Here is a 23634-nt window from a genome sequence, read left to right as displayed (position 1 = left end):
GGGCACGTCGGCGGTAGGAGAGCAACGCGAGGACATACGCGACGACGAGGAGACCGACGCTCAGACCGCAGCGGCCATCGCGCGACCGGCCGCGCGGCCCGAGAAGACGCAGCCGCCGAGGAACGTCCCCTCGAGGGCGCGGTAGCCGTGCACGCCACCCCCGCCGAAGCCGCTCGCCTCGCCCGCTGCGTACAGCCCTGCTACGGGCGCCCCGTCGGCGCCGAGCGCGCGGCCCAACAGGTCGGTCTCGATGCCGCCGAGGCTCTTCCGCGTCAGGATGTGGAGCTTCACCGCGATGAGCGGGCCGTCTTTCGGGTCGGCGATCGGGCCCGGCGTCGCAACCCGCAGCAGCTTGTCTCCGCGGTAGTGCCGCGCCTGTCGGATCGCAGTGATCTGCGCGTCCTTCGTGAAGTCGTTCGCCATCTCGCGGTCACGGGCGGTGAGTTCCAGCCGTACACGCTCGATGTCGAGCACACCGGATGCCGCGTGCATACCCTCCAGCAACTCGCGCACGCTCTCCGCGACGATGAAGTCCGCACCGCGCTCCTTGAACGCCTCGACGGGCGCCGTCGCGCGGCCCCGCTGCAGCCGCTGCGCGAGCAGCCGCACGTCTTTGCCGGTGAGGTCGGGGTTCTGTTCGCTGCCCGACAGCGCGAACTCCTTCTTCAGGATCGCCTGGTTGAGGATGAACCAGCTGTGGTCGTGGCCGGTCTTCAGGATGTGCTCGAGCGTGCCGATCGTATCGAAGCCGGGGAACAGCGGTGTGGGCAGGCGTCGCCCGGTGGCATCCAGCCACAGCGATGACGGACCGGGCAGGATTCGGATGCCGTGCCGAGGCCAGACCGGACTGTGGTTCTGGATGCCCTCGACGTAATGCCACATGCGGTCGCCGTTGATGAGGTGCGCCCCGGCGTCGCCGGCGATGCCCAGCATGCGGCCGTCGACGTGCGCTGGCACGCCCGACAGCATCGACGTCGGCGGCGGCCCCATCCGCTCCGGCCACTGCGCGCGCACGAGGTCATGGTTGCCGCCGATGCCGCCGCTCGAAACGAGCACGGCGCCCGCAGTGAACGTGAAGTCGCCGACGGCCTCGCGGTTCGACGGAGCGCCGCGCTCGGCGGCATCCGGCGCCAGCACCGCACCCGACACCCCGGTCACCGCGCCGTCGTGCGTCTCGATCCGGTCGACGCGGTGGCGGAAGGCGATGCGGGCGCGACCGGTGGCGACCGCCTCGCGGACCTGCGCGACGAACGGGTCGAGCACGCCGGGGCCGGTCCCCCACGTGATGTGGAACCGCGGCACGGAGTTGCCGTGGCTCGTCGCCCGGTCGCCGCCGCGCTCGGCCCATCCCACGACAGGGAAGAACCGGATGCCGCGCTCCCGCAGCCACGCGCGCTTCTCACCCGCCGCGAACTGCAGGTACGCCTCGGCCCAGGCGCGCGGCCAGCGGTCCTCGTCGCGGTCGAAGCCGGCGGAGCCGAACCAGTCCTGCCGGGCGAGCTCGAGCGAGTCCTTCACGCCCATGCGGCGCTGCTCGGCGGAGTCGACGAGGAACATGCCGCCGAACGACCACCAGGCCTGCCCGCCGAAGCTCGCCTCCGGCTCCTGCTCCACGATCAGCACGCGCTTGCCCGCATCGAGCAGCTCGCACGCGGCGACGACTCCGGCTAGGCCCGCGCCCACGATGATGGCGTCCGCGGCATCCGTCATATCCGTCTCCTTCGACGCTCACATCGTAGGTATGAGCGGGCGCGTCAGGCGTGCGGGCGCACCGTGAGGGTCTGCGCGACCGTGCCGATCGGGCCGTCGAGGTCGTGCAGCACCGTCGAGGTGAGGCCGAGCCCGGTCGCGCCGAAGCTGACGGTCGTGTCGAAGCCGATCCACTCACCGACGGGCGGGCGCAGCAGATGCAGGGTCAGGTCGAGGTTGGGGAATGCCACCGACCGCGGATCGACCCGCGGCGTGACGCCGTTCGCGATGTCGACGAGCGCCACCAGGCGCGCGGTCGCCGACACCGGTTCGCCGACCAGGAGCGGCACATCGGGCCGGATCCAGGTCCACGCGCGGCCGGGCTCTTCCTGCCGACGGCGCACCTCGCCGACGGTCTCGATGAACGCGCCGGGCCACTGATCGCTGGGGTTCACGCGCTCGACGTCGTCGAGGGTCGGCATCGCCGGGAGCGACGAGCCCACGAGCGCCGACGTGTCGCGGGTGTGCTGCAGCCACGCGCGCGCGATGAGCGCGGGGCGCCCCGCAACCGAGAGGGTGCCTTCGGCCAGCTCGATGCTGCGACCGGGACGGACGACGGAGGTGGTCACCTCGACGACGTCGATCGGGATGGTGCCGAGGATCTCGATGCTCAGCCGGGTGAGCTGCATCGGCTGCGGACTGCGCGTCGCGTGGCCCTGCTCGATGACGTGGGCGAGCAGGCCCATCGGCGGGGCGACGTGCTGCTCGGCGATGTTCCAGGCGCCGCCGACCAACGACGTGGCGCGGAAGCGCGTCGCATCGATGCGATCGAAGTAGGCGGTGGGGATCGCGCGATCGGTCATCGTTCCATCCTCACCCGCCGCTCGCTCGCGTCACAGCCCCAATCCGCGGAGGAAGTCGTTGCGGAACGCGCCGCGCGCATCGAGACGGTCCCGCAGCTCGCGGAACCCCTGCCACTGTGGGTAGAGTTCCGCCCACGCCTCGACCGGCCGCGGTGCGAACACCTTGCCCCAGTGCGGGCGAGGTGCGAACGGGGCGAGCGCCGCCTCGAGGTCGGGCAGCACGCGAGCGACGCCCTCGCCGTCCGCGGTCCAGGTGAAGTGGAGGGCAACCGAGTCGCGGCCCGACGCCGGCGACAGCCACAGGTCATCACTCGCGATCGTGCGCACCTCACAGACCTGCAGCACCGGACGCAGCAGCTCGGCGAGGTCGCGGACGGCGGCGAGCGCGTCGGGGCCGTGCTCGTGCGCCACGAGGTACTCCGACTGCAGCTCGTCGCCGTTCGATGGCGTGAACTCCAACCGGAAGTGGGGGATCCGGTCGAGCCACCGGCCCGGCTCCCCGCCCTGGACGGTGCACGATGCGGCGGAGACGCCGGGCAGCGGATGCCGCGGCCTGGTCGCCTCGCGGTCGATGAGCGATGCGGGGAGCGGGCGCACTGCGGCATCCGTCCGCGCCTTCCGCCACACCTGGTCGACGTGGTCGTCGTCGCGCAGCGTCGTGAAGAGCGAGACGCTGTGCGCGGAGCGCATGATCTCGTCGAAGCCCGTTGTGACCGCGTCGAACGGGACCTGCTCGTAGACCGTCTGCGCGACCTCGTAGCTCGGCTCGATCGCCAGCTCGACCGTCGTCACGAGTCCGAGTGCGCCAAGGCCGACGACGGCTCCGCGCAGGTCGGCGTCGCCCTCGCCGATGGCGACGAGGTCGCCGGTGGACGTGAGGAGGTCGAGGCCCGTGACCGCTGCGGCGAGAGACGGCACGCCCACGCCCGATCCGTGCGTGCCCGTGCTGATCGCCCCTGCGACCGAGATGTGGGGCAATGACGCCAGCGTCGCGAGCGCCCACCCGTTGCGCTCGAGGTGCTGGGCCAGTTCGCCGTAACGCACACCGCCGCCCACCCGAACCCGCTGCCGAGCCGCGTCGATGCGGATGGGCACGTCGAGTCCGGCGAGGGAGATGTGGATGCCGCCGGTGTCGGCGATGCCGGTGAAGGAGTGGCGGGATCCCAGCGCCTTCACGGCATCGGCGCCTGCGACGAGCGCGCGCGCCTCGTCGATCGTGGTCGGCCGCGCGATGCGCGTCGACCCGTAACGGACGTTGCCGGCCCAGTTGACCTCGTTCATGCGTCAGCCGACGAAGTCGTATTCCTGGAACGCCGCGACTTCGGGCCCGTGGACGAGTCGGAAGACGACGGTGTGCTCGATGCTCATCCCCTCATCGTAGGGAGGCGGAGGCGCTGCCGGTCAGCCCGCCGCGTCGAACGCGAGCACGGCCGCGCCGATGAGCGGGCCCGCGCCGTCGAGTCCCGACGCCCGCACCTCAACGGTGCGGGCGTACGGCAGCATCGCCTGCTCGCGCACGGCCGCGGCGACGAGCGGGATGTAGTCGGGCGAGACGCCGCTGAATCCGCCGGCGATCACGGCGACGTCGAGGTCCAGAAGCGTCGACACGTTGGCGATCGCGGTGCCGACCGCGAAGGCGGAGCGCTCGACCGCCGCCACCGCGAGGAGCAGTCCCGCGGCGGCGTCGCGGGCGAGGTCCTCGCCCGTCTCGCCGCGCCACCCCTTCGCCTGCGCCCATCGGACGATGTGCGGACCCGACGCGATCTGCTCGACCGTGCCCGCGTCGATGTCGCCGTCGCCGCGCGGTTCGATCCGCAACTGCCCGACATGGCCGGCGTTGCCGCTCTTCCCCCGAGCCGGACGACCGTCGACGATGAGACCGCCCCCGACTCCCGTCGACACCACGAGCGCGAGGGCGTTCCGCGCGCCGCGGGCGGCCCCGAAGCGGTGCTCGGCGAGCGCGATGCAGGTGCCGTCCAGCGCCAGGGTGACCGGAGCGGATGCCGCCTGTTCGAGGAGCGCGAAGCCGGCACCGGCGGCATCCGGCATGTTGAGGGGAGCGACGGTGCTCGACGGCAGGTCGACGGGGCCGGCGCTGCCCACACCGACACCGACGACGCTGTCGCCCGGCGCGAGGTGCGCGAGCGCCTGCGACGCGGCATCCGCTGCCGCCTGCTCGAGACCGCCGCGCGTGATCGCTCGTCCGGTAGGGACGCGGGAGCGAGAAGCCTGGACGACCTCGCCCGACCCGGAGACCAGCGCCGCCTCGACCTTGGTCCCGCCGATGTCGACGGCCAACGCGTACCGGGCAGCTGCTTCGCTCACGCCTCCACCCTACGGACGCGCGGCACGCGTCAGCCGACGGTGTCGATCGCTCCGGTGCGCGCGCGCTTCTCGTCGCCGCGCTTGCGCGTGAACCAGGCGGCCAAGAACAGCACCGATCCGACGACCACATACCCGGCAGTACCCAGCCACACCCAGCCGGTCTGCTGCGTGAGCAGCACGATCGAGGCGATGATCGCGAGCACAGGGACCACGCGCGGCACCGAGAAGTGTTTGTGCTCGACCTTGTCCTTCTTCAGTACGAGCACGCTCACGTTGGCCGAGAGGAACACGAGCAGGAGCAGAAGCACGGTCGTCTCGGCGAGCGTGCCGATGTCGCCGATCACGGTGAGGAGCATGGTGGCGCCGGCGACGACGAGGATTGAGACCCACGGCGTGCGTCGCCTCGGCAGCACGCGTCCGAACGCGTGCGGGAGCAGTCCTGACTCCGACAATCCGTAGCCGACGCGGCTGGCCATCACCATGAACAGCAGCGCGCCGTTCGCGATCGCGATCAGCGCGATCACGCTGAACAGCCACGGCGGCAGCGCGAATCCGCTGGCGGTCACGACTTCGAGGAGCGGACCCGTCGAGGTGGCGAGCTTCGCGGGCTCGACGACGATGACCGCTCCGATGGCGATGAGCAGGTACACGACGGCGGCCGTGCAGATCGCGCCGAACAGGGCTCGCGGATAGGCCTTCGTCGGATTCTTGACCTCTTCGGCCATGTTCGCCGCCGCCTCGAACCCGAGGAACGAGAAGAAGGCGACGATGGATGCCGCGAACGCGCCGCCCAGCGGCGAGACGTCGGGCGCGAACTCGAAGATCCGCGCCGGCTCGCCGCCGCCGCTACCGAAGACCATGGCGGCGATGACGATGACGATGATGAGGCCGGTCACTTCGATCATCGATGCGACGAGGTTCGTCGCGAGCGACTCGCGCACTCCGCGAAGGTTGATGAGGGTGAGGACCGCGATGAATCCGATCGCGACGGGGATGGCCGGGATGTCGAAGAGGGCCGAGAAGTAGTCACCGGCGAAGGCGTTCGCCAGCGCGGCCGCGGTCGTGATCCCCGACGCCATCATCAGGAATCCGACGAGGAACGACAGGAACGGGATGCCGAACGCCTTGTCGACGTAGCGAGCGGCTCCGCCCGCATGGGGGTATTTGGTGATCAGCTCCGCGTACGTTCCCGCGGTGAGCAGAGCCACGACGAGCGCGATGAGGAGGGGAAGCCAGATCACGCCGCCCACATCGGTCGCCATCGTGCCGACGAGGGTGTAGATGCCGGCGCCCAGGGTGTCGCCGACGATGAAGGCGAAGAGCAGGGGCGTGCCGATGGCGCGCTTCAGCCCGGGCTGGGCCTCGACCGACCGCGCGGTGGTGTCATTCGTCATCGGACCAGGGAACAGTGACGCGGTGGATCGTGCAAACCCCTGGCGTTTCGCCTGCCCTTCTGATTCATCCTGTGTATGCGCGTCCTCCGGCGGAACGCGGCAGGATGGCTGCATGACCGGCAGCGCCCCTCCCTCCGGACCCGTCGGGTCGTTCTTCCGCGGGGTCGGGGACCTCGCCCGGGGGTTTGGCTACTGGCGGACCCTTCCCCGCGCGATGGCGCTCGGGCTGATCCCGGCGGGGATTGTCGGCCTCGTCCTCCTCGCGGGGATCGTCACGCTCGCGGTGTGCCTGACCGACATCGTCGACGCGCTCACGCCGTTCGCCGCAGGGTGGAGCGAGTTCGCGGCATCCGTCGTCCGCATCGCCATCGGCGTCGCTCTCCTCGGCGGCGCGGTCGTCCTGGCGGTCGTCTCGTTCACCGCGCTCACCCTTCTCGTCGGCGACCCGTTCTACGAGAAGATCTGGCGGGCAGTCGAGCGCGACCTCGGCGACCCGGCGCCCGAGTCGGAGTACGGCTTCTGGCGGTCGGTGGGCGACGCGCTGGGCCTCGTGCTGCGTGGCCTGCTCGCTGCGCTGACCGCCGCGGTGATCGGACTGATCCCGGTTGTGGGGGGACTGCTCGGCGCCGTCACCGCCGCGTTCCTGACGGGTTGGCTCCTCGCCGACGAGCTGACGTCGCGGTCGTTGACGGCACGCGGGTGGGATGCCGCGGCGCGGCGTCGGCTGCGCAGGGCGCACCGCGCGCGGTTCCTCGGATTCGGGGTGGCGACGCAGCTCTGCTTCCTGGTGCCGCTGGGCGCGGTCTTCGCGATGCCGGCCGCGGTGGCGGGTTCGACGCGGCTCGCGCGAACCCTGCTCGACACACCGGCGCGGGGGAGGGCCGTCAGTCCCGGCGAACCTTGATCGTCGCGCCGGCGGCGAGGAAGGCCACGGCGGCGGCGAACTGAGCGCCGAGCCAGATGCCTCCTTCGAACGCGAACGGGAAGACCGGGTTCCAGAGCACCGCGATGGCCGCGAAGACGGGCACCCACCACCAATGGCGCGCCTGCACCGCGAACCAGCCGACGATCAGGGCGAAGATGGCCGTGACGAACCGCACCGTCAGGAACCAGTCGCTCTCCAGCAATGCCGGCGCCACGAACAGCACCGCCGCGGCGAGCAGACTGGGGGCCAGCGCGTTGCGCTGATAGAGCACCGGCTGTTCACGACTCACGACATCACTCCGATCGACGACCCCACGCAGTCCACTCTCGCGCATCCGCGCCCCATCCCCGAAAAGAGCCCGCCTCCCTCGGATTCAGGGCTTCTGACCCCGGCGCGGGTCGCTCCCCGATCGACTGTAGGCGCGCCACAGGATGCGGGCGTGACGTTCTTTGGCCCGTTCGACGCCCGCCTCGTCGCCGCGCAGAGCGCTGAACCATTCGCTGAACCGCTCGCGGAGGGCGCTCACGACGACGCCGATGCCGGCATGCGGCGGGGGCGGCACGGCGGCCTGCTCGGCCGGGACTCGACCCCGCTGACCGAGCGCGTCGTCCGCGTGCCGGACGATGAGGTCGGCCGCTCCCACGGCGTGCGCGTTGATGATCGAGTGCGACGCGCCCCGGATCTCCCACCGGCGGGCGTGCCGTGCCACCGCGACGAGGCGCGAATGGAACCGGCGCGGCGACGTCGCGTCGAACTCCCCCCGGATGAGGAGGAGCGACGCGTCGACGTGCGGCATCCGCTCGACGAGGCGGTAGCGCAGCATGCGGGGCAGCACCTGCACGAAATAGACGACTCCGCAGAGGACATACGCCGAGAGGGCCGTCATCGCGAGGTGGAGCGTCTCGCGCATGGCCGACTGCGCGAACCGGACCGCGACGATCGGCAGCGTGGACTACGGGTCGTTCACGACGGGGCTCACGAGCACGGCGTGACGCAGCTGCGGCCGCCGAACCAGCACTTCGGTGACGACCTGGGTGCCCATGGAGTGACCGATGATGACGGGGTCGTCGAGGCCGTAGTGGTTGAGCACCTCCTCGACCCGATCGGCGAAGAACTGCGCCGTGGGCTGGTCGCCGGGGCGCGGCATCCCGGCGAACCCGGGAAGGTCGAGCGCATACACGGCGCCTCGCTCGGCCAGCGAAGGCGCGAGGAATTCGAAATAGGTCGCGGCGACGCCGACGCCCGCCACGAGCACGAAGGGGCGCCCGCCGTCGCCCGCCGACGTCTCGACCCGCGTCACCCGCGTGCGGCGGTTGCCGCTGCCGACGTGCTCGACATCGACATCGGGGGCATCGGCGGAGGCGGGCACGGCTCCAGGATGCCAGGTCGTGTCGCGCCGCGAGGACGGACACCCCCGCCCGGAACGCCCCGCCGCAGCCGCGCAGCGTCCGCCCCGCGGCATCCCGCGTGCACAACGTCGGAGCCCTTCGTGCGACACGCCGCGGTCCGGCATCGACACGCCGTCCGAGGTCCCGCGTCTCCGCCGTTGTGCACGGTGGCCGGGCCTAACGGCGGGCGAGCACGGGTCCGCGCACCTCGGCGTCGGTCATGCGGCACCCGGCCAGACGTACGGCAGGTCGTCCGGCTCCGTGAAGCCCTGGGCACGATAGTGGTCGGCGTCCTTGCGGAGGAGGTTCGAGCGGTGGGACCGGTGGACGTCCTCGCGTCCGAACCACGGCGGGAGGTCGACGGTGCCCGACCGGTACGCCGCGCCATCGGATGCCACCTCGTCGAGCGTCGCGAGCGTGGAGGCCCGGGTCGTGTCGGCGAAGCCGCGGCGCACCCACTCGTCGACGAACGCGTCCTGGTAGACCATCAACGCCGGTCGGTAGCCGCGCCACATCGCCACCGCCGGATGGTGCCGCCAGCCGTAGTCGGGGATCGTCAGCGCCCGCATCACCTGCAGCGTCTCGACCCGTTGCTTGCCGAGCCGCTTGTCGTCGAGCACGGCGGCGCTCCGGGCGAAGTCGGCGTAGGGCACGAACGTCTGCATGCCCCGAGTCCACACGATCGTCGGCACCCGCGGCATCCCCTTGACGGGCCCCTCGCCTGCCGAGTCAGTGCGCGTGCAGCGGCGCCAACGTCAAGGCGAGCTCCGACGCGAGGTCGCGGGCGAGGAACCCGAGCCCGTGGCGGTCAGTCAGCCGGTCGCCGGTCGTGGCGTGCGCCCAGGTCGCCCAGACCGTCGCGCGGCCGGAGTCGTGCTCGCGGGCCGCGAAGCCCGTCACCGCACCGGCGAGCACATCCCCCGACCCGGCGGTGCCGAGTCCCGGTCCACCCGCATCGACGTGCCAGCGTCGCCCGTCCGGCGCGACCACGTCGCCATAGCAGGAGACGACGGCACGGTACTCCCGCGCGACCTCCGCGAGATCGTCGCGCGTGCGACGGGCTCGATCCGTGCGCAGATCACGTCCGAGCAGCAGCGATGCCTCCTCGCGATTCGGCGTGAGCACGAGACGCTCCGGCAGCTCATCGCGGGCGATGTCTCCGAGAACTCCGAGCGCGAACGCGTCGAGGACGAGGCATCCGCTGACGTGTGGAGCGACGGCGAGAAGCGTCGCGCGGGTCTGGTCCGGGTCGTCGAAGCCCGGTCCGACGAGGACCGCGTCTGCCCCCGCCACTTCGTCCGCGACGGCCTCGGCGAGCGGGTCGTCGGCGCGGTCCGGCAGAGCGAACACAGCCGCCTCCGGAAGTGCGATCCCCACCTGCGCATCGATCGACTGCGGCACCACCACCCCGAGTCGTCCCGCGCCGACGCGAAGCGCGGCCTCGCCCGCAAGCAGGACGGCACCCGGCGAGCGCCGAGAACCTCCCACCACGATCACGCGGCCCCGGCTCTTCTTCGAGTCGCCTGGATCGGGGATACCCCAGCGGCGCAGCCGGCGGGGACCGACTTTCTCACTCCGGTTCGACATCGGGATTCCCCGGGTGAACGGTGATGGGGGCTCCGGCGCGCTCCAGGTGCGCGACATCCGAGAAGACGACCACCGACCAGCCGTTCTCCCCGCGACGCAGGTGGGTCACCGAGCAGTTGAGCACCGTGTGGTCGGCGGCGAAGTCGAGCAGCGTCGCCTCGTCCCAGTCGAGGAGGATCGCCGTCAGCAGCATGATGACCGCGTCGTGAGCGACGATCAGCGTCGCGGCATCCGACTCCGGAAGGTCGTGGAGGAACGACCGAAGCCGGAGTGAAACGTCCGCCCACGACTCCCCGCCGGGAGGCCGGTGGTAGTACTTCCCCAGGCGCTGCCGTCTTTCCGCCTCTTCGGGATGCCGCGCCGCGACACCGTGGCGAGTGAGGCCATCGAGGATGCCGAGCTCGCGATCGCGCAGTCGCTCATCGGCGCGCGCCGGACGATCTTCCCCGGCGGCCTCGGCCGCGAGCGCGAATGTCTGCCGCGCGCGCTCGTAGGGAGAGGTCCAGATCGCACCGAGCTCGGTGTCCGCCAGCCAGGCGCCGAGCGCGTGCGCCTGCGCGCGCCCGTCATCCGAGAGCGTCACGTCGGCGTCGCGCTCGTCGACCGCGATCGACTCGAGCCCTTCCCGTTCGGCGCGCGTCGCGAGGATGTTCGCCGCACTCTCGCCGTGGCGGACGAGCCAGAGATCGCCGGTCACAGCAGCGGCTTCCCTCCCGTGACGGGAATGACGGCGCCCGTGATGTAACTGGAGTCCTCCGAGGCGAGCAGGACGTATGTCGGCGCGAGTTCCGCCGGCTGGCCGACGCGACCGAGGGGAACGTCGGAACCGAATCCGTCGACCTTCTCGGGCGGCATCGTGGACGGGATGAGCGGCGTCCAGATCGGGCCCGGTGCAACGGCATTCACACGGATGCCGCGTTCGCCGAGCATCTGCGCGAGCGACGCGGTCATGCTCGCCATCGCCGCCTTGGTGGCCGCGTAGGGCATGAGTGCGGGCGAGGGCTGGTCGGCCTGGATCGACGACGTCGCGATGATCGAGGCGCCGGGCTGGAGGTGGGGCACGGCCGCCTTCACGAGGTGGAAGTACGCGTCGACGTTCGTCGCCCACGTGAAGTCCCACTCGTCGTCCGAGATCTCCTCGAGCGAGTCGCGGGTCATCTGATAGGCCGCGTTGCTGATCAGGACGTCGAGGCGGCCGAGCTCGGACACCGTCTGCGCGACCACGTCACGGCATCGCTGGGGATCGGAGAGATCTCCTGGCAGGAGGATCGCCCGTCGCCCCGCACTCTCGACGAGCCGCTTCGCGTCCGCGGCATCCTCATGCTCATCGAGATAACTGATCGCGATGTCAGCGCCTTCGCGTGCGTACGCGAGGGCGACCGCCTTGCCGATGCCACTGTCGCCGCCGGTGATGAGCGCGACCTTCCCCTCGAGCCTGCCGTGGCCGCGGTATGTGTCCTCGCCGTAGTCGGGCCGCGGCTCCATGATCCGATCGGTGCCGGGAACGTCCTGCTGCTGTGCCGGGGGATGTGCCATGGGTCGTCCTTTCTCTCAGGATGCCGCGCGGCGGAACGCCGCCGCACTGCGGCCCAGTCTCCGGAGGTCGGCCTCGCACCGCGCGGGGGTTGCGCCAGCCGCCCGACGCGCGTAACGCGAGCGCGGGGCGGCCGTCGATCCGGGCTACGTCAGCGTGCGCGACGGATGCGGATCGGCCCCTTCGCGGTCGACGGGTCGACGACGGTGCCGCGCTGAGTGATCTCGACCTCACCGGCGTCGACGAGTCGACGCGCTGCGCGGCGCGCGGGTTCCATGAGGTCGCGCCAGTTCTCGCCGCCGACGGCTCGTGCCGCCTCCGACGGGCAGATCGTCGCACCGGCCGCGCGGTCGGCGAGCAGGTCGAGGATGCTGCGCGTTAGCTGCTCATCGACGGGGCGGATGCCGCGCCGGCGGCATCCGTCGGAGCAGTATCGGACGTCGTCCCAGTTCCGCTGCCACTTCGCGCGCCATTCGAAACGGCGGCCGCACGAGGCGCAGACCTTCGACGGACGTTCGCGCGTCATCCGTCGCACTCCGCGGCGTCGCCGGGGCCGTACCAGACGGGCGTTTCGGGTGCTGCCTGGACGTCGCGGGTGACGCCGAACACCGTGACGCGCACGTAGATCGGCGCGCCGCTGAACCGCGAACACCGCGACACGTTCTGGGCCCTGCTCGGGTCGTAGTCGACGATCGCGGTGAGTTCGAGTCTCTCGCCCGGAGGGACCGAGAGTCCCTCCACCAAGAACTCGGCAGCGGACTCGTTGTCCGGAAGCCGCGTCTGCCCGTTCGGGTTCACCATCACAGCGCTGAGCGGCCATGCCATGTCCTCCGCGAGCATCGGCAGGCCGGCCGCGACCGTCTCGGCATCCGTCCACCCGTCGTTGACGACGAAGAAGCGGATGCTGCAACGCATACCGTCTTCGAGTACGACGAGGGGACGCTGCACATCCTCCTGGAGAGGGTCGTCCGTGAACCCTGGATAGAGGTCCACTTCCGTCCCTTCACACCGCACCGGCGCCGAGTCGACGGCGATGCGCACCGACCCGAGCGTGAGATGCGCAACGGTCTGCCACACGGCGACGGTCAGCACCGCGAGCGTAAGCAACGCGATCACCACGATTCGCACGCGGCGAATGCGCTGCCCCGTAGGCCCATCCTTCGGCGCGTCCCCCTCGACCGTCGTCATGGGTCGATCATGACATCATCGCGACATGGCCACCTACGTCATCGAGGGCTCGCGGGTCACCGACATCCCGTCGTTCTACGCGGAGCTGAACCGGCTCGTCATGTCGGAGGAGGACTGGACGCTCGGGGGGAGCCTCGATGCGCTCGACGACCTGCTCTACGGCGGCATCGGTGCGCTCGTCGGAGACGACGCGGTCGTCTTCGAATGGGTCGACTCCGAGCACAGCCGTGCGGCTCTCGGGGTCGAGACGACGGCGGACTGGCTCCGCGCGAAGCTGGATCGGCCGGACGTGTTCGCGGCCGATCCGCTCCGGGAGCAGCTCGCCGCCCTCGAGAACGGCACCGGCCGCACCTACTTCGAGCTGATCCTCGATGTCTTCGCCGACCACCCGGAGGTGACGTTGGTGCTGAGGTGACGCTCGGTGTAGGAATCGCTCAGAGATGTCCACGGAGTGGCCGCAGTCCAGCGGCTCCGCGCATCGAAATGTCCACGTCTTGAGGACTAGTCGGTTATCCGAAGTGTCCATCGAGCGCACCCAATCATTGGCTACGCGTCGCGGGCCGACCTACGCCGCGTCGCCTCCTCGCGCACTGCGCGACGCAGGCTCGCGTGGTTCGCTTCCGACTTCAAGTCGTTTCGCCGACGCCGGCCCGACTCGTCCAACCAATCCTGGAACTGCTGACCGGCTACAACGACCTCGGCGAGGTCGTCAACACCATCGCCGAGCACAATCTCGGTCCAGATCTCCTGCATCTCGGCCTCCGCCAGCACCGGAGCCGACTGCTCCCGGAATACTGCCACGGGCATTTCGACACGTGTGCTGTGCATGACGAGGCGCTGCTGCAACACGAGGATGCCCCGCTGGGAGAGCGAGGCTATGCGCTTGTCGACACTCAACTCTCCGGCAGCAGCGGCCGAAAGATCCACGAACTTGGCTGCGTGATGGCAACCGTCTTCGTGCAGATCCGGTAGTGGCATCACTCTCACGTGCCCAGCCCAGTCGTTGACACGCTGGTACGCCTCGACAGGAACGACCTGGATTCGGTCATTCAGGTCCGTGCCGCGACGCATGCTGCAGGGGTGCGTAACGATCTGCACGGTGAGCGGCGCCTCCGACAACCCGGGAACCTGCACATCTGCGAAGACGTCGCCTTGAAGCAGAGGCCGGGCATAGCTGACGGCACCTCTCTCCTCGTAGAGGTCGTCCGCGTCGATCGAGTCCATTCAGGCGCGTCACAAACTCCGCTGACGAATCATCCGCTCGCCGTCAGCGCCAACAACGACTTCGTAGTCGCTTCGCTCGTCACGCCACCCCGGCACATAGTGATCCAGAACTTTGTCGGCATCGTGACGATGCTCCGCAAGCTCGATGACGGCCGCTGGATGGCCCGCCGCATACAGGTCGAGCGGGCGGACTGCGTAGCCCACGGGAAGGGGAAGCCGAATCTCCATCCATTGCGCGGGATCGGCCACCGCGCAATCGTCCAACAGATCCAGCAGAGCTGCGATCCTCCCCAGGCTGTTGCGATTCTCAGCCGTCGCGGTTCCTCCCTTGCGCCACTTCCGCACTGCGGAGACGCTGACCCCCGCTGCAGCGGCCACATCCGACCACGACATCCCCCGCGATGAAGTGAGTTCATCCAAGAGATCACCAACGCTGGCGTTGGTTGCTTTGGCGTAGGCACGGTCATCCAGGTCGATGGCACGAGTACGCTCGTGCAGACCTCGCACGTCGTCGCTCAAGAGCTCTGTTCGCGTTCGAAGCCACGACGCATCGATGGAGAGAGCGCGAGTGCCCGAGACGGTCAGCGGGCTTTCGCCAGGGTTCTCAACGGCGGTCGCGGTGGTCAGTTCGAGTGTCGGAGTCATGACCACTACTTTCTGAATAGCTGACGGGCTTCTTCGGTAATCGATGCCTGAAAGGCTTCCCCGGTGGGCGCGTGGACCGCATCGAGGGTTCTCGCGATGACTTCCTCTGACATGAGTGTGGCATCTGGGCCCACAAATTCTCGGTATCCGTCGAAGTCAAGGACGAACAGGGGCTGATTGGCATCGAACGCGTGCCGCACCAATGCGGCCGGCGAGACTACTGCGCCGCGCGGCAACGAAGCGAAGCGAACGTTGAGCCCGCTTCCTTCAGCGAGCCTGTACGTCACGACCCCTTCGGCTTGCTGGACCTGGGCCGTCTGAGGGCCAATGGTCAAGTGGCCGACAAGGCGCGGATCGATCCATCGATCCCATCGTCGAGCGTCACGAACCGCGTCATCAGGGACTCGGATCTCGTCAATATAGCGGAGGCCAACCCTCTGTAGCGCTGGCGTCACACCGGCCCCCACCACCGCACGACAACACAGCAGCATCAGCTCACGGAACTCGGCAAAGTGTGAGTAGGCGGTGGTCTCAAGACTGAGTCGTCCGGCCGAGAGGGTCACGATCGCGGTGCTCGAAGAGTTCTTGAATGTTCGACCCGAAGTCTGCGAGACCTTCGGGCCAGCACCCAGGTGAACCTGTACCTCTGCCTGGTGGAACTGATCTTGAACCGGGAAGGCGTGTTCAAGCGCGATCGCGATCGCGTCAACGGTCGTTTGCTGACGTAGCCGAGCGGAGTCGTTGAAACGCACCTCAGCGGCCACTAGCGCCAGCGGAGAGGAGGGGAAAACTTCCCTGCGCGGGTAGTCCATAGTTAGTCAACTATAGGACGTGCACACCGAAAATGATACCGATTCACGCACCAAAAAACGCACCCCCGTGAGCTCGATTATCCTCTCCGGATGGGCAGGGACTCGACCATCATCACTCCGAGGTCACCGTCCCAAATGGCTCGGCTCTCCGCCTCCCGTCCCTGAGCCTTGTACAAGTCGGCGAGCTCCTCGAGCGCCTGACGGTGCGCATCTCGGGCGTTGGCCTTCGACATCGTCACTCCCGTGCGCCACTCCTCAGCGCTGACATGGGCCTGCGCCCTCAAGTGAGGGATGAGCTCCTCGAGCGCACCCACGCGATCAGCGGGCATCCCGGCCCCTGCCTGCGCCTGGCTGAGCAGCGATCGGGTATCTGCGAGAAGTTCGAGATGGCGCGAGTCGCCTCTGGCGACGAGCTGCTGGTATACCGACTCTGCCTCTTGGAGTGGCGCGACAGCTTCGCGCGCTCGCTCCGAGTTGACATACAAGTCACCAAGAAGGTTCAACGCGAGGGCATAGAGAGGCGCGAACTGACCCGCATCGAGCATTGAGAGTTCGCCGAATAGCGGGATCGCTTCCAGCAGTGGATCCTCGCCACGTTCCCGCCACTCTGGTGAGTACGAACCCGCCATGGACCCACCCCAGGTGCCAGCTTGTAGCTTCTCGAGCCGGTATGCGCGCATGGCGTCCACCGTCAGCATCGGACTACGGGTGAAGTCGATGTAATGCTCCTGCCCGCGGTAGGTCTTCGCGAGCTGAAGTAGCGTCATCGCCAACGGTATCTTCGCCTCCGCACTATCCGGCGTGGCCTCAGCGATGGATCGGAACCACGTCGACGCCTGAATCAGAGGTTCTTCCGTCTCAGGATTCGCGCCCATCCGCCGAAGGACCTCCGCCTGATTCGCGAGGCTCGTGGCGACCCACCGGCGCACTTCAAGATCGTTCATCCGAAGTCCCACGAGCTCCTGCGTGGCCAGCACGGCTTCGTCAAAGTAGGACTCCGCCTGCGGAAGCCGTCCTTCTTGCAATGCCTGGCCACCCGCCCGGTGCGCTTGCTCGAAGCTCCGCTGAAGCGCGCGTTCGCGCCCGAATCCCCACCCCGCCATCGGCGTCTCCATCCCCATAGAGCGTTGTCGCCCCAGCGCGACATCGGCTACCCGATCGTAGCGTGGGGCACGACCGCGCCGACAACGAGATTCCGCCCACTCGAATGCCATACAAATTAGGCCATACCGACGCCGGTTCGCGGGAACGCTAGATCGGTGGCGAAGCGGACCAGACCCGAGGATGCGGCCTGGAGCGCCTACGCCGGCCAGCTCGCCACGAACCTTCAACGGCTCCGCCACGAGCGCGGTCTCAGCCAGGAAGACGTCGCTTACCGGTCCGGTCTGACCCGCTACACGTACCAGAAGTACGAGAAGGGCGAGTCGAAGCCGGGCACGCCGGCAAACCCGACGATCCGCACTCTCCTCGCGATGTCGCAGGCGCTGGGCGTCGAGCTCACTGAGATCCTCCCGCCGGAGGCGCCGGATCTTCGCCTTCGCTGATCTCGAAGGCACGCGACAACGCGTGGCGTACTTCCAAGCCGAGCTCGGTGAGGGCGAGCGGCTGACCTCGGAACGCGCGCTGGATCAGCGGGCCACCAGCATCCACCCCGATGCGCCTCATCTGGTTCGCGAGGATGCTGAGTGTCACTCCGAGCTCGGTCGCAGCAGCTGTCATGGTGGCGTGGCGGGCGACGATGAGGAATCGTTCGGCGCGCTGTGTGGCGTCCTGTCCCACGAGGATTCGGCGCAGTAGCGGCGAGTCCCCGGCGCGTGGGTCAACCCGTATCGCGGTCGCTCGGCTCGCGCTGCCGCGGGCTCGGCGCGGGATCCCAGCGGCCTCGAGATGGCGGTTGATCGTGGTCATCGTCACGCCGACTTCGGCGGCGATCTCGGGGATGGTGTGGCGCTCGTCGACGTACCGCCGCCGCAACCAATCCACATCGATGGCAACTCTCCGCCGACCGATGCGAGTCTCGACGCCGGCGTCCTCGAGCACGCGGCTGACGGTCTGACGAGCGACTCCGTGTTCGAAGGCGATCTCTCGCACCGACCGTCCCGCGGAGTACGCCGCGACTGCGCGGGTCGGCTTCACCACGGCCCGGGCGGGGCGAGCTTGCGGCCACTCGCTTCCACCCGACGCGGGGACATCAGCGACGAAACCGGCGAGATTGAGGTGCGGCATCCATTCCACGGGCTCATCGATGTGCCGTGCCTTAAGGAACGCGGTCGCCGAGTCGTTGAGCGCACGGGACACGACCTCCGGCAATCCGTCGCGGAACGAGCGAACTTCGGTGAATGCGGGAAAGCTCGCCTCTTGAGCGAAGGGCGCCCGCGCCACGCGATTGCCGCTGAGCAGGGCGTAGAGATGCGCACGGGCGGTCTGCCAGCGCCGATCCCCGCCGGCCAGGACGTTCGCCGTCCGGCAGATCTCGTGCCACTCGTCGCGGGGCAGGATGCCGGAGTAGTCGATGACCCGCCGGCGGGCGAAGTCGATCGGGGTCGAGGTCTCATCGAGGAGCGCAGCCAGGCGAGCGATCGCGCGGATGGTGTCGGCCTCCGGTGCGTTGCGTCCGAGCGATCGCATGACGTGGCTGACCTGGCGTCCCTGAGCTGCGGAATCGAGTAGCTTGATGGCCGAGCCGTGAGTGAGGCGGGTGCCAACGAAGACCACGGCTGCCGCCAGCGCACCGCCGGCGATCTCGGCATCCAGACGCCGCGGTGCGAGGCGTGAGGTCCATTCGGACCACAGGACGGCGGGGAGCTTTGCGGCTCGCGCGGCCGGATCCACCACCGACGTCGTCACCGCCTGAAGGGTCGCAGTGGGGCGCCTCGCGCGACCGAGCGCACGGCTCACGTGATCGCGTAGTGGCGGGGAGTAGTGGTCGAGCGCGGTGTGGACGCTGACGCGTCCGCGCAGCAGGTCAGTGATCCGGTCACCTGACTGCAACGCCACGAAGGCGAGAGTGTTGCCGAGAGCGACTTCTCGGGCAGCGCTGGGCCGCAGATCTATCTTGCCGGTGCGCTTGTGAGACGCGATCGGGCTCACGTCAGCCTGACCCGCAGGCATCCACTCGAAGTGCTCTCCGTCGACGAGCGCCTGTCGCCCCGCGCGCGACAGCAGCAGCATGTCGGACAGCACCTGGACGGTGCTCGGGGGACCGCCGGCGTAGATGCCGAACTCGCCGACGCCGGTGGCGATGACCCTCAAGATCGCACGTTGCGCTTCGCGAGTCTCGGGTTCTGCCGCCACGAACTCCTCGCTCGAGGTGAGGTCGGCGCCGCAGCGCGCGCCGAACGCTGGCGATTCGGTCGGCGGCCTGTTGTGGCAGTGCCCGGGTTCCGGAACGAGCGTGAGGGGATGCGCCAGGAGCCGCGGCGGCTGGCCGCATCCCGGGCACCTGTCGACGAGGAGTCGCTTGTGGCGTGGGCAGGCGAACCCGAACGGGAACTGCCAGGAAAGGCGCCAGCGGCCTCCCGAGTCGGCGAGGCACTCGGGGCAGTAGCGGGCGGCAACTCCCGTGGCGGGGCAGGACGCGCTGATGCGTCCCTGAGGTGTGAGGCGGATGGCGTTCGCGGCGAATGTGGTGCGGGTCATCGCACGGAACTCGTCGCCCGACCGGCCGGTCGTCAGCTCGAGATTGCGGAGGTGCTGGGGCTCCAGCGCGGTGGACCAGGCCCGTGAAGATTGAGATGCCGCGGCGGGCACCCCCTCGCTGTCGCTGAGCCCCAGCGCTCGAGCCATCTCGCCGACAGTAGCCCCGTAGCTGTGGGCCATGAACTCGACCCAGGAATCGAAGGGTTCGTCTGGGAGCGGCATCGTGACGTGGAGCAGGCGTCGGAGGCTCATGCGACGGACCGAGGCTTGCTCCGTTTGGCGGCCGCGAGCTTCTTCTCCTCGAGCTCCATTGCAACGGCCTCGCGCGCATCCTCGGCCGCCACGTCGATGTCGATCTCGTCCAGCACCGCACGGGTCAGTTCCTCAGTGCCGTCACGCATGGCGTGCACGGCGCCGAGGGTGATCAGTTTGAAGAGCGAGCCGATCATTCCGGTTGAGCGTTCGTAGAGGTAGTCCGCTTGCTCGCGGAGCATGTGCGGTCGCGCGTTGGCGAGAACGAGGCGCGAGTCGATCGCGCCCAGCAAGGTCATCCAGGTCTTTCGGTGCTCACCGACTGGGTGCGCGAATGGCGGGAGAGTCAGGCGTGTCCAACGTCTCGCGATCTGCGACATCGCGAGTTTCTTGTCGGTCTTGCTTTCGCTGAGCAGCCCTGTGCTGCTCATGTTGACGCCCGTGAATAGGAAGGTCGCCGGGTACTCGTTGGCGAGCCACTTCAGCTCGTTGGCCAGCGCGACTCCCTCGTCGGTGTGGATCTTCAGGAAGTGCACGTCATCGACGATGATCAACCGTGTGCCGTGACGGCGGACCGACTCGGCTGCCAGCGCAGCCAGGTTTCGGTTGCGCAGGTATCGGCTCCTCGAGGCGTCGGCGGAAGGATGGTTGTAGAAGTTCAGGATGGACTCGTTCAACGCACGCGTCGTCGTGTTCCCGGAAAACGCGACCCTGCAGACGGGGATGTGGAGCGTCTGCCCGTCGTCGAAGTCACGCCCGTGCCGCAGGATCTGCCGTTGGTGAAACGCCCGCCCGAACGCGTCGACTGCGGTGGTCTTGCCCAGTCCGGGTGGCGAGTCGATGACGGCGGCGCCCTTCACCCGTGACGGGCCCTGTTGGTTCGCATCGAGCAGGTCCCAGAGGCGTCCGTTCAACCTCACGACCTGCGGAGTCTTCACCAGGAAGTTCGCGTGGTATCGCTCGCGGTGGTAGTCGTAGACGACACGCGCGTCCTCGCTGAGCTCCTCGATCTGCTTCACCGACAGCCGCTCGGGCTGCTCAAGGGCTGGCGCTTCGGCGAAGTCCCGCCACCCCTCCCAGCGAGAGAGAAGTTCGTCGCGCTCAAGCGGAAGGATCACAGGTCCTCCAGAAGGTCGATGTCATCGAGGTCCTCTTCGATGAGCTCGTCAGCGGTGAGGGCGAGAGGATCGTCGTTTTCGCTCGCCGGTGGTGGTGAGAGCGAGACCATGCCCAGCTCCTCGCTCAGATCCGGTCCAGCCATCTGCTGCGCGATCTGCTTGGCGATGTGCGGGAAGAACGGGCTGTCCGGGCCGTCCGCGGTCTCAGCGAGCTGGGCGGCAAGTCGCGCGCTGATGCGCTTCTCGGCGGGCGTGCTCGCACGGCCTGCACCCCACCGTTCGAGGAGTTCACCGAGCACTTCGGACACATTCACACCGTTGCGACGGTCGAGAGCTATGCCCTTGGCGTACTCGAGGGCGTCAAAGCTGAACGGCACCGGGACCTTCGGCGCGTGCTCCCAGCGCAGCACGTGCCAGGAGTTGTCGTCCGGGTCGTTGAAGTAGATCTGCGAGAAGTCGTCGGGGTTCACCGAGAACTGCCACTTCCGCTTGCTCTTCGCCATCGCCCGCGATCGGTCGTAGTACTTCCCGACGATGTCACCGTTGTATCGGAGGGTGCCGACCTCGACGCCATAGTGGTTGAACTTGCGCTTCACGACGGGGAGCATCTCGAGGAGCAGGTTCGGGTTTGACGGCACACGGATGCGGCCGGCCACCGCGATCCCCTGCTCGAACTTCTGAGCGGGGCTCATCTTGGCCGCTGGCAGCTGCGAGTCGACAAGTCCGTCGTGTGGGCGCACGTGGTAGATCGTCGCGATCCACTCTCGGAGGATCTGCTCCAGTTGCGGGATCGTGTAGACGGCTTCCACCTCGGGCGCCTCACCCCTCGAGGCGATGTCTGAGCCCTTGTAGCCGGGTAGCTCTTGCAGCACCTCGTTGATGGTGCGGAACCACCGTTCCACCCACGCCTTGTCGGTGCCGGTATAGACGTGCGCGGGCTGGATGGAGATCCCGAGTCGCTGGCACACGCTCGCCACGTGGATCGACATGAACGGCTTACCGTGATCGATGATGATCGTGTCGGGAAGGATGCCGGGACGCCGGAACCGCAGCGCCTTGAGGTTCTCGACATCGATGACGATGTTCTCGGGTACGCCGTGGAACGGCCAGGTCGCTCGGTCGCCCCACTCCGCCGGCATCTCGCGGGGCATGAGCGCCTCCATCAGCACTCCCGCGACATCCACCGCCTTGGTCGAGACAGGTGCAAGGCGAAGCCCGAGGATCGACCGGTCGTAGAGGTCGAGGGCGACGGTCAACTCGGCGCGCATCCACTTGCCGGTGACCGGCGCGACGCCGAAGACGTTGAGGGGTGTGGTGTCGAGGACGACGTACTCACCGGGTCTTGTCGCGACCAACCGCCCGTATGGCACTGGCGGCCGCGTGTCGATGGACCGCTGCGCGCGCATGCTCGCGCCGAACGTCCCCTTGCCCCGGGTGAGCTCGGCGACCGCATCGCGAGCGGTGGACTCGGATGGGATCCGCACGTCGGCATCCGGGTACTCCCGGTTGACTCTTGCCAGCACGATCGCAAGCGTGGTCGTAACACTGCGCTTGGCGCCGCGCACGTTCTCCTCAACGACACGGCGGCACATGTCGACCCAGCGCGGATCTAGGCCGGAGAGGGCCGGCGTCCAGGACGTCTTCCGGAAGTCGAGCAGCGCGAGATCTTCGCCTTCGTCGAATCGATCGTCCCAGCGCTTCAACGTCTTCGGACTGACTCCGAGCTCTGCAGCCTTGGTGCGGCGACGCTCGTGGATGGTTGTGAGCTTCGGGTTGTACTCCGGTCGAGGCTCGTTCGGCTGAGCGAGTGTCGGCAGCCCCGACGCGAAGCCGGTGCGCATCTCGCGAATATGCGCCGCCTTCCTTCGCGCCTCATCGCGTTGCGCCTCCGTCGCGTCCGCCCAGATCAGCGCGAGCGGTGTGAGTGCGGCCTCCTCCGACGGCAGTCCGAATGCGTCGGTCGCGTCGCGAAGGAGTTCGACGAGTCGAACCCGTCGGGTTCTCTTGGCGCCGTCGACGAGCACGACGGCGTCGCCGGCGATCTCGATGACGGTGCAGAGGCAGCCGTCATACGAGACGGTGCTGCCGACTCGAATGTCGAAGCTATGGCTCATGGCATCTCCAATTGGGTGTGGTTGGCAAGGACGGATGTGAGGTCGCAGAGAATCGAGTGGCGCCAGAGCAGGTGGAGCACGACCGCTCGCGCATAGGGAATGTCGCCCAAGGCTGCGCCCGCATTCCGCAGAGCCGCGCCGAGTGTGGGTGCTTCGCGAGTGGCCGCCTCGACCAGGTCGACGTCTCGCTGAGGGAACTGCCAGAGACGCCTGTAGCCCGCCAGGAACCGAATGTTGGAAAGGAGTGCCGGGTCGGGTTCGGTGACGATTCGATATGCCCAGCCACGCGACTGGATGATGTCGCCTGCCCACCTGAGAGCGCCCTCGATCTCCGGGTCCTCCAGCCGGCGGTTGGGCTTGACCTCGATCACCGTGAATCGGTGGTCGTTGTGCTCGATCATGTAGTCGGGCACGTAGCTTCGCTCGACGCCGTCGCGGTCAGCGATCAGCTCGAACGGCTGCGAGGCGATCCGAACGGCTCGGTGGTCGAAGTCCTCGAGGAGCAGCGCCGCGAGTTCGAGGCGGCTTTCGTATCCGACGAAGCCCTCCGTCGTTGCGGACCAGTAGCGCCCTGGGTAGTGGCGCTGTCCCCGATGCCAGCGGAACGTCCGCCGAGGCTCGGCCTCGAAGACATGGGGGGCGTCCAGGTCCGAGAGCTCGCCCCGTTCGAGGTCATCCCGATCAAATCTCAGCGTGTAACGCGACGAGGACGCTGACATGTCCATCTCCCAAAAATCACGAACATAGAGTCCTAACTCTTGAGTCGTTAACGTACGGACATCACCGACGATCCGCAGCTTCGACACGCGTGCCGAGGTACTCGTGTTCGAGGCTTCTCGCACGGCGGAGGAGGCGAGTAGTGAATGTGACATTTACGCTTGGGGGCGTCAGATACACAACATGCGCCACGCCGTTGGATGCCGTCCTGCGATGCTCC

General features: G+C 68.4%; 25 protein-coding genes. 3 read left to right on the top strand and 22 right to left on the bottom strand.

Features of this window, described 5'->3' with window-relative positions:
* Positions 1 to 60: 60 nt before the first annotated feature.
* The 5 genes from BKA24_RS02425 to BKA24_RS02405 form a co-directional block, all read right to left on the bottom strand.
* On the bottom strand, positions 61 to 1710 hold the full coding sequence (locus BKA24_RS02425) for an FAD-binding dehydrogenase (protein WP_184214713.1): 1650 nt from the start codon (positions 1708 to 1710) through the stop codon (positions 61 to 63).
* Between the two features lie 44 nt (positions 1711 to 1754).
* Positions 1755 to 2552 carry a thioesterase family protein gene (locus BKA24_RS02420; protein WP_184214711.1) on the bottom strand — a complete coding sequence of 266 codons (798 nt, stop codon included), beginning with the start codon at positions 2550 to 2552 and terminating at the stop codon, positions 1755 to 1757.
* A gap of 30 nt (positions 2553 to 2582) precedes the next feature.
* Complete coding sequence (locus tag BKA24_RS02415; RefSeq protein WP_184214709.1) at positions 2583 to 3833, bottom strand: FAD-binding protein; 1251 nt, start codon at positions 3831 to 3833, stop codon at positions 2583 to 2585.
* 120 nt (positions 3834 to 3953) lie between these two features.
* On the bottom strand, positions 3954 to 4877 hold the full coding sequence (locus tag BKA24_RS02410; RefSeq protein ID WP_184214708.1) for an ROK family protein: 924 nt from the start codon (positions 4875 to 4877) through the stop codon (positions 3954 to 3956).
* Between the two features lie 29 nt (positions 4878 to 4906).
* Complete coding sequence (locus tag BKA24_RS02405; RefSeq protein WP_184214706.1) at positions 4907 to 6271, bottom strand: APC family permease; 1365 nt, start codon at positions 6269 to 6271, stop codon at positions 4907 to 4909.
* Positions 6272 to 6383: 112 nt separating this feature from the next.
* Between BKA24_RS02405 and BKA24_RS02400 the strand changes: the two genes are divergently transcribed.
* On the top strand, positions 6384 to 7175 hold the full coding sequence (locus tag BKA24_RS02400) for an EI24 domain-containing protein (RefSeq protein WP_184214704.1): 792 nt from the start codon (positions 6384 to 6386) through the stop codon (positions 7173 to 7175).
* Here the strand turns inward: BKA24_RS02400 and BKA24_RS02395 are convergent.
* From BKA24_RS02395 to BKA24_RS02360, 9 genes are all read right to left on the bottom strand, one after another.
* On the bottom strand, positions 7156 to 7485 hold the full coding sequence (locus tag BKA24_RS02395; RefSeq protein WP_343065869.1) for a DUF6804 family protein: 330 nt from the start codon (positions 7483 to 7485) through the stop codon (positions 7156 to 7158). The two genes, BKA24_RS02400 and BKA24_RS02395, sit on opposite strands and share 20 nt — an antisense overlap.
* 84 nt (positions 7486 to 7569) lie before the next feature.
* Positions 7570 to 8106, bottom strand: a complete 537-nt coding sequence (locus BKA24_RS15485; protein ID WP_246366985.1) for an alpha/beta fold hydrolase — start codon at positions 8104 to 8106, stop codon at positions 7570 to 7572.
* Between the two features lie 42 nt (positions 8107 to 8148).
* On the bottom strand, positions 8149 to 8565 hold the full coding sequence (locus tag BKA24_RS15480; RefSeq protein ID WP_343065868.1) for an alpha/beta fold hydrolase: 417 nt from the start codon (positions 8563 to 8565) through the stop codon (positions 8149 to 8151).
* A 237-nt stretch (positions 8566 to 8802) separates the two neighbouring features.
* The gene (locus BKA24_RS02385) at positions 8803 to 9249 is read right to left on the bottom strand and encodes an MSMEG_6728 family protein (protein WP_184214700.1); all 447 of its coding nucleotides are present in this window, start codon (positions 9247 to 9249) and stop codon (positions 8803 to 8805) included.
* 64 nt (positions 9250 to 9313) lie between these two features.
* Entirely contained in the window at positions 9314 to 10171 is an 858-nt protein-coding gene (locus BKA24_RS02380; protein WP_184214698.1) for an NAD(P)H-hydrate dehydratase, read from the bottom strand.
* On the bottom strand, positions 10155 to 10868 hold the full coding sequence (locus tag BKA24_RS02375; RefSeq protein ID WP_184214696.1) for a histidine phosphatase family protein: 714 nt from the start codon (positions 10866 to 10868) through the stop codon (positions 10155 to 10157). The genes BKA24_RS02380 and BKA24_RS02375 overlap by 17 nt, the downstream gene beginning before the upstream one ends.
* Entirely contained in the window at positions 10865 to 11707 is an 843-nt protein-coding gene (locus BKA24_RS02370; RefSeq protein WP_184214694.1) for an SDR family oxidoreductase, read from the bottom strand. Before BKA24_RS02370 ends, BKA24_RS02375 begins: the two co-directional genes overlap by 4 nt.
* A gap of 149 nt (positions 11708 to 11856) precedes the next feature.
* Positions 11857 to 12231: a DUF2256 and DUF3253 domain-containing protein gene (locus tag BKA24_RS02365; protein ID WP_184214692.1), complete on the bottom strand. Its 375-nt coding sequence runs from the start codon at positions 12229 to 12231 to the stop codon at positions 11857 to 11859.
* Positions 12228 to 12893: a hypothetical protein gene (locus BKA24_RS02360; protein ID WP_184214690.1), complete on the bottom strand. Its 666-nt coding sequence runs from the start codon at positions 12891 to 12893 to the stop codon at positions 12228 to 12230. Before BKA24_RS02360 ends, BKA24_RS02365 begins: the two co-directional genes overlap by 4 nt.
* A 25-nt stretch (positions 12894 to 12918) precedes the next feature.
* On the opposite strand from BKA24_RS02360, the gene BKA24_RS02355 reads away from it, so the two are divergent.
* Complete coding sequence (locus tag BKA24_RS02355) at positions 12919 to 13308, top strand: barstar family protein (RefSeq protein ID WP_184214688.1); 390 nt, start codon at positions 12919 to 12921, stop codon at positions 13306 to 13308.
* 131 nt (positions 13309 to 13439) lie between these two features.
* Here the strand turns inward: BKA24_RS02355 and BKA24_RS02350 are convergent, their stop codons facing one another.
* From BKA24_RS02350 to BKA24_RS02335, 4 genes are all read right to left on the bottom strand, one after another.
* A complete protein-coding gene (locus tag BKA24_RS02350) occupies positions 13440 to 14117 on the bottom strand; it encodes a hypothetical protein (protein WP_184214686.1) in 678 nt (225 codons plus the stop codon).
* Positions 14118 to 14126: 9 nt separating this feature from the next.
* On the bottom strand, positions 14127 to 14762 hold the full coding sequence (locus BKA24_RS02345; protein ID WP_184214684.1) for a hypothetical protein: 636 nt from the start codon (positions 14760 to 14762) through the stop codon (positions 14127 to 14129).
* Between the two features lie 5 nt (positions 14763 to 14767).
* Complete coding sequence (locus BKA24_RS02340; protein WP_184214682.1) at positions 14768 to 15574, bottom strand: TIGR04255 family protein; 807 nt, start codon at positions 15572 to 15574, stop codon at positions 14768 to 14770.
* 77 nt (positions 15575 to 15651) lie between these two features.
* Positions 15652 to 16689: a hypothetical protein gene (locus tag BKA24_RS02335; RefSeq protein ID WP_184214680.1), complete on the bottom strand. Its 1038-nt coding sequence runs from the start codon at positions 16687 to 16689 to the stop codon at positions 15652 to 15654.
* 144 nt (positions 16690 to 16833) lie between these two features.
* Here BKA24_RS02335 and BKA24_RS15850 point away from each other — a divergent pair, with 144 nt between their 5' ends.
* The gene (locus BKA24_RS15850) at positions 16834 to 17118 is read left to right on the top strand and encodes a helix-turn-helix domain-containing protein (protein ID WP_184214678.1); all 285 of its coding nucleotides are present in this window, start codon (positions 16834 to 16836) and stop codon (positions 17116 to 17118) included.
* Here the strand turns inward: BKA24_RS15850 and BKA24_RS02325 are convergent.
* The 4 genes from BKA24_RS02325 to BKA24_RS02310 are packed head-to-tail and all read right to left on the bottom strand — an operon-like array spanning position 17072 to position 23503.
* The gene (locus BKA24_RS02325; protein ID WP_184214676.1) at positions 17072 to 19465 is read right to left on the bottom strand and encodes a TniQ family protein; all 2394 of its coding nucleotides are present in this window, start codon (positions 19463 to 19465) and stop codon (positions 17072 to 17074) included. The two genes, BKA24_RS15850 and BKA24_RS02325, sit on opposite strands and share 47 nt — an antisense overlap.
* Positions 19462 to 20583: an AAA family ATPase gene (locus BKA24_RS02320; RefSeq protein ID WP_184214674.1), complete on the bottom strand. Its 1122-nt coding sequence runs from the start codon at positions 20581 to 20583 to the stop codon at positions 19462 to 19464. The genes BKA24_RS02325 and BKA24_RS02320 overlap by 4 nt, the downstream gene beginning before the upstream one ends.
* Positions 20580 to 22697 (bottom strand): DDE-type integrase/transposase/recombinase, encoded by a 2118-nt coding sequence (locus tag BKA24_RS02315; RefSeq protein ID WP_184214672.1) that lies wholly within the window; start codon positions 22695 to 22697, stop codon positions 20580 to 20582. The genes BKA24_RS02320 and BKA24_RS02315 overlap by 4 nt, the downstream gene beginning before the upstream one ends.
* A complete protein-coding gene (locus tag BKA24_RS02310) occupies positions 22694 to 23503 on the bottom strand; it encodes a TnsA-like heteromeric transposase endonuclease subunit (RefSeq protein WP_221417265.1) in 810 nt (269 codons plus the stop codon). The genes BKA24_RS02315 and BKA24_RS02310 overlap by 4 nt, the downstream gene beginning before the upstream one ends.
* Positions 23504 to 23634 lie beyond the last annotated feature (131 nt).

Origin of the sequence: Microbacterium marinum, assembly GCF_014204835.1 — a bacterium.
Taxonomy (GTDB): domain Bacteria; phylum Actinomycetota; class Actinomycetes; order Actinomycetales; family Microbacteriaceae; genus Microbacterium; species Microbacterium marinum.
This window is presented reverse-complemented; position numbering and strand designations above follow the sequence as displayed.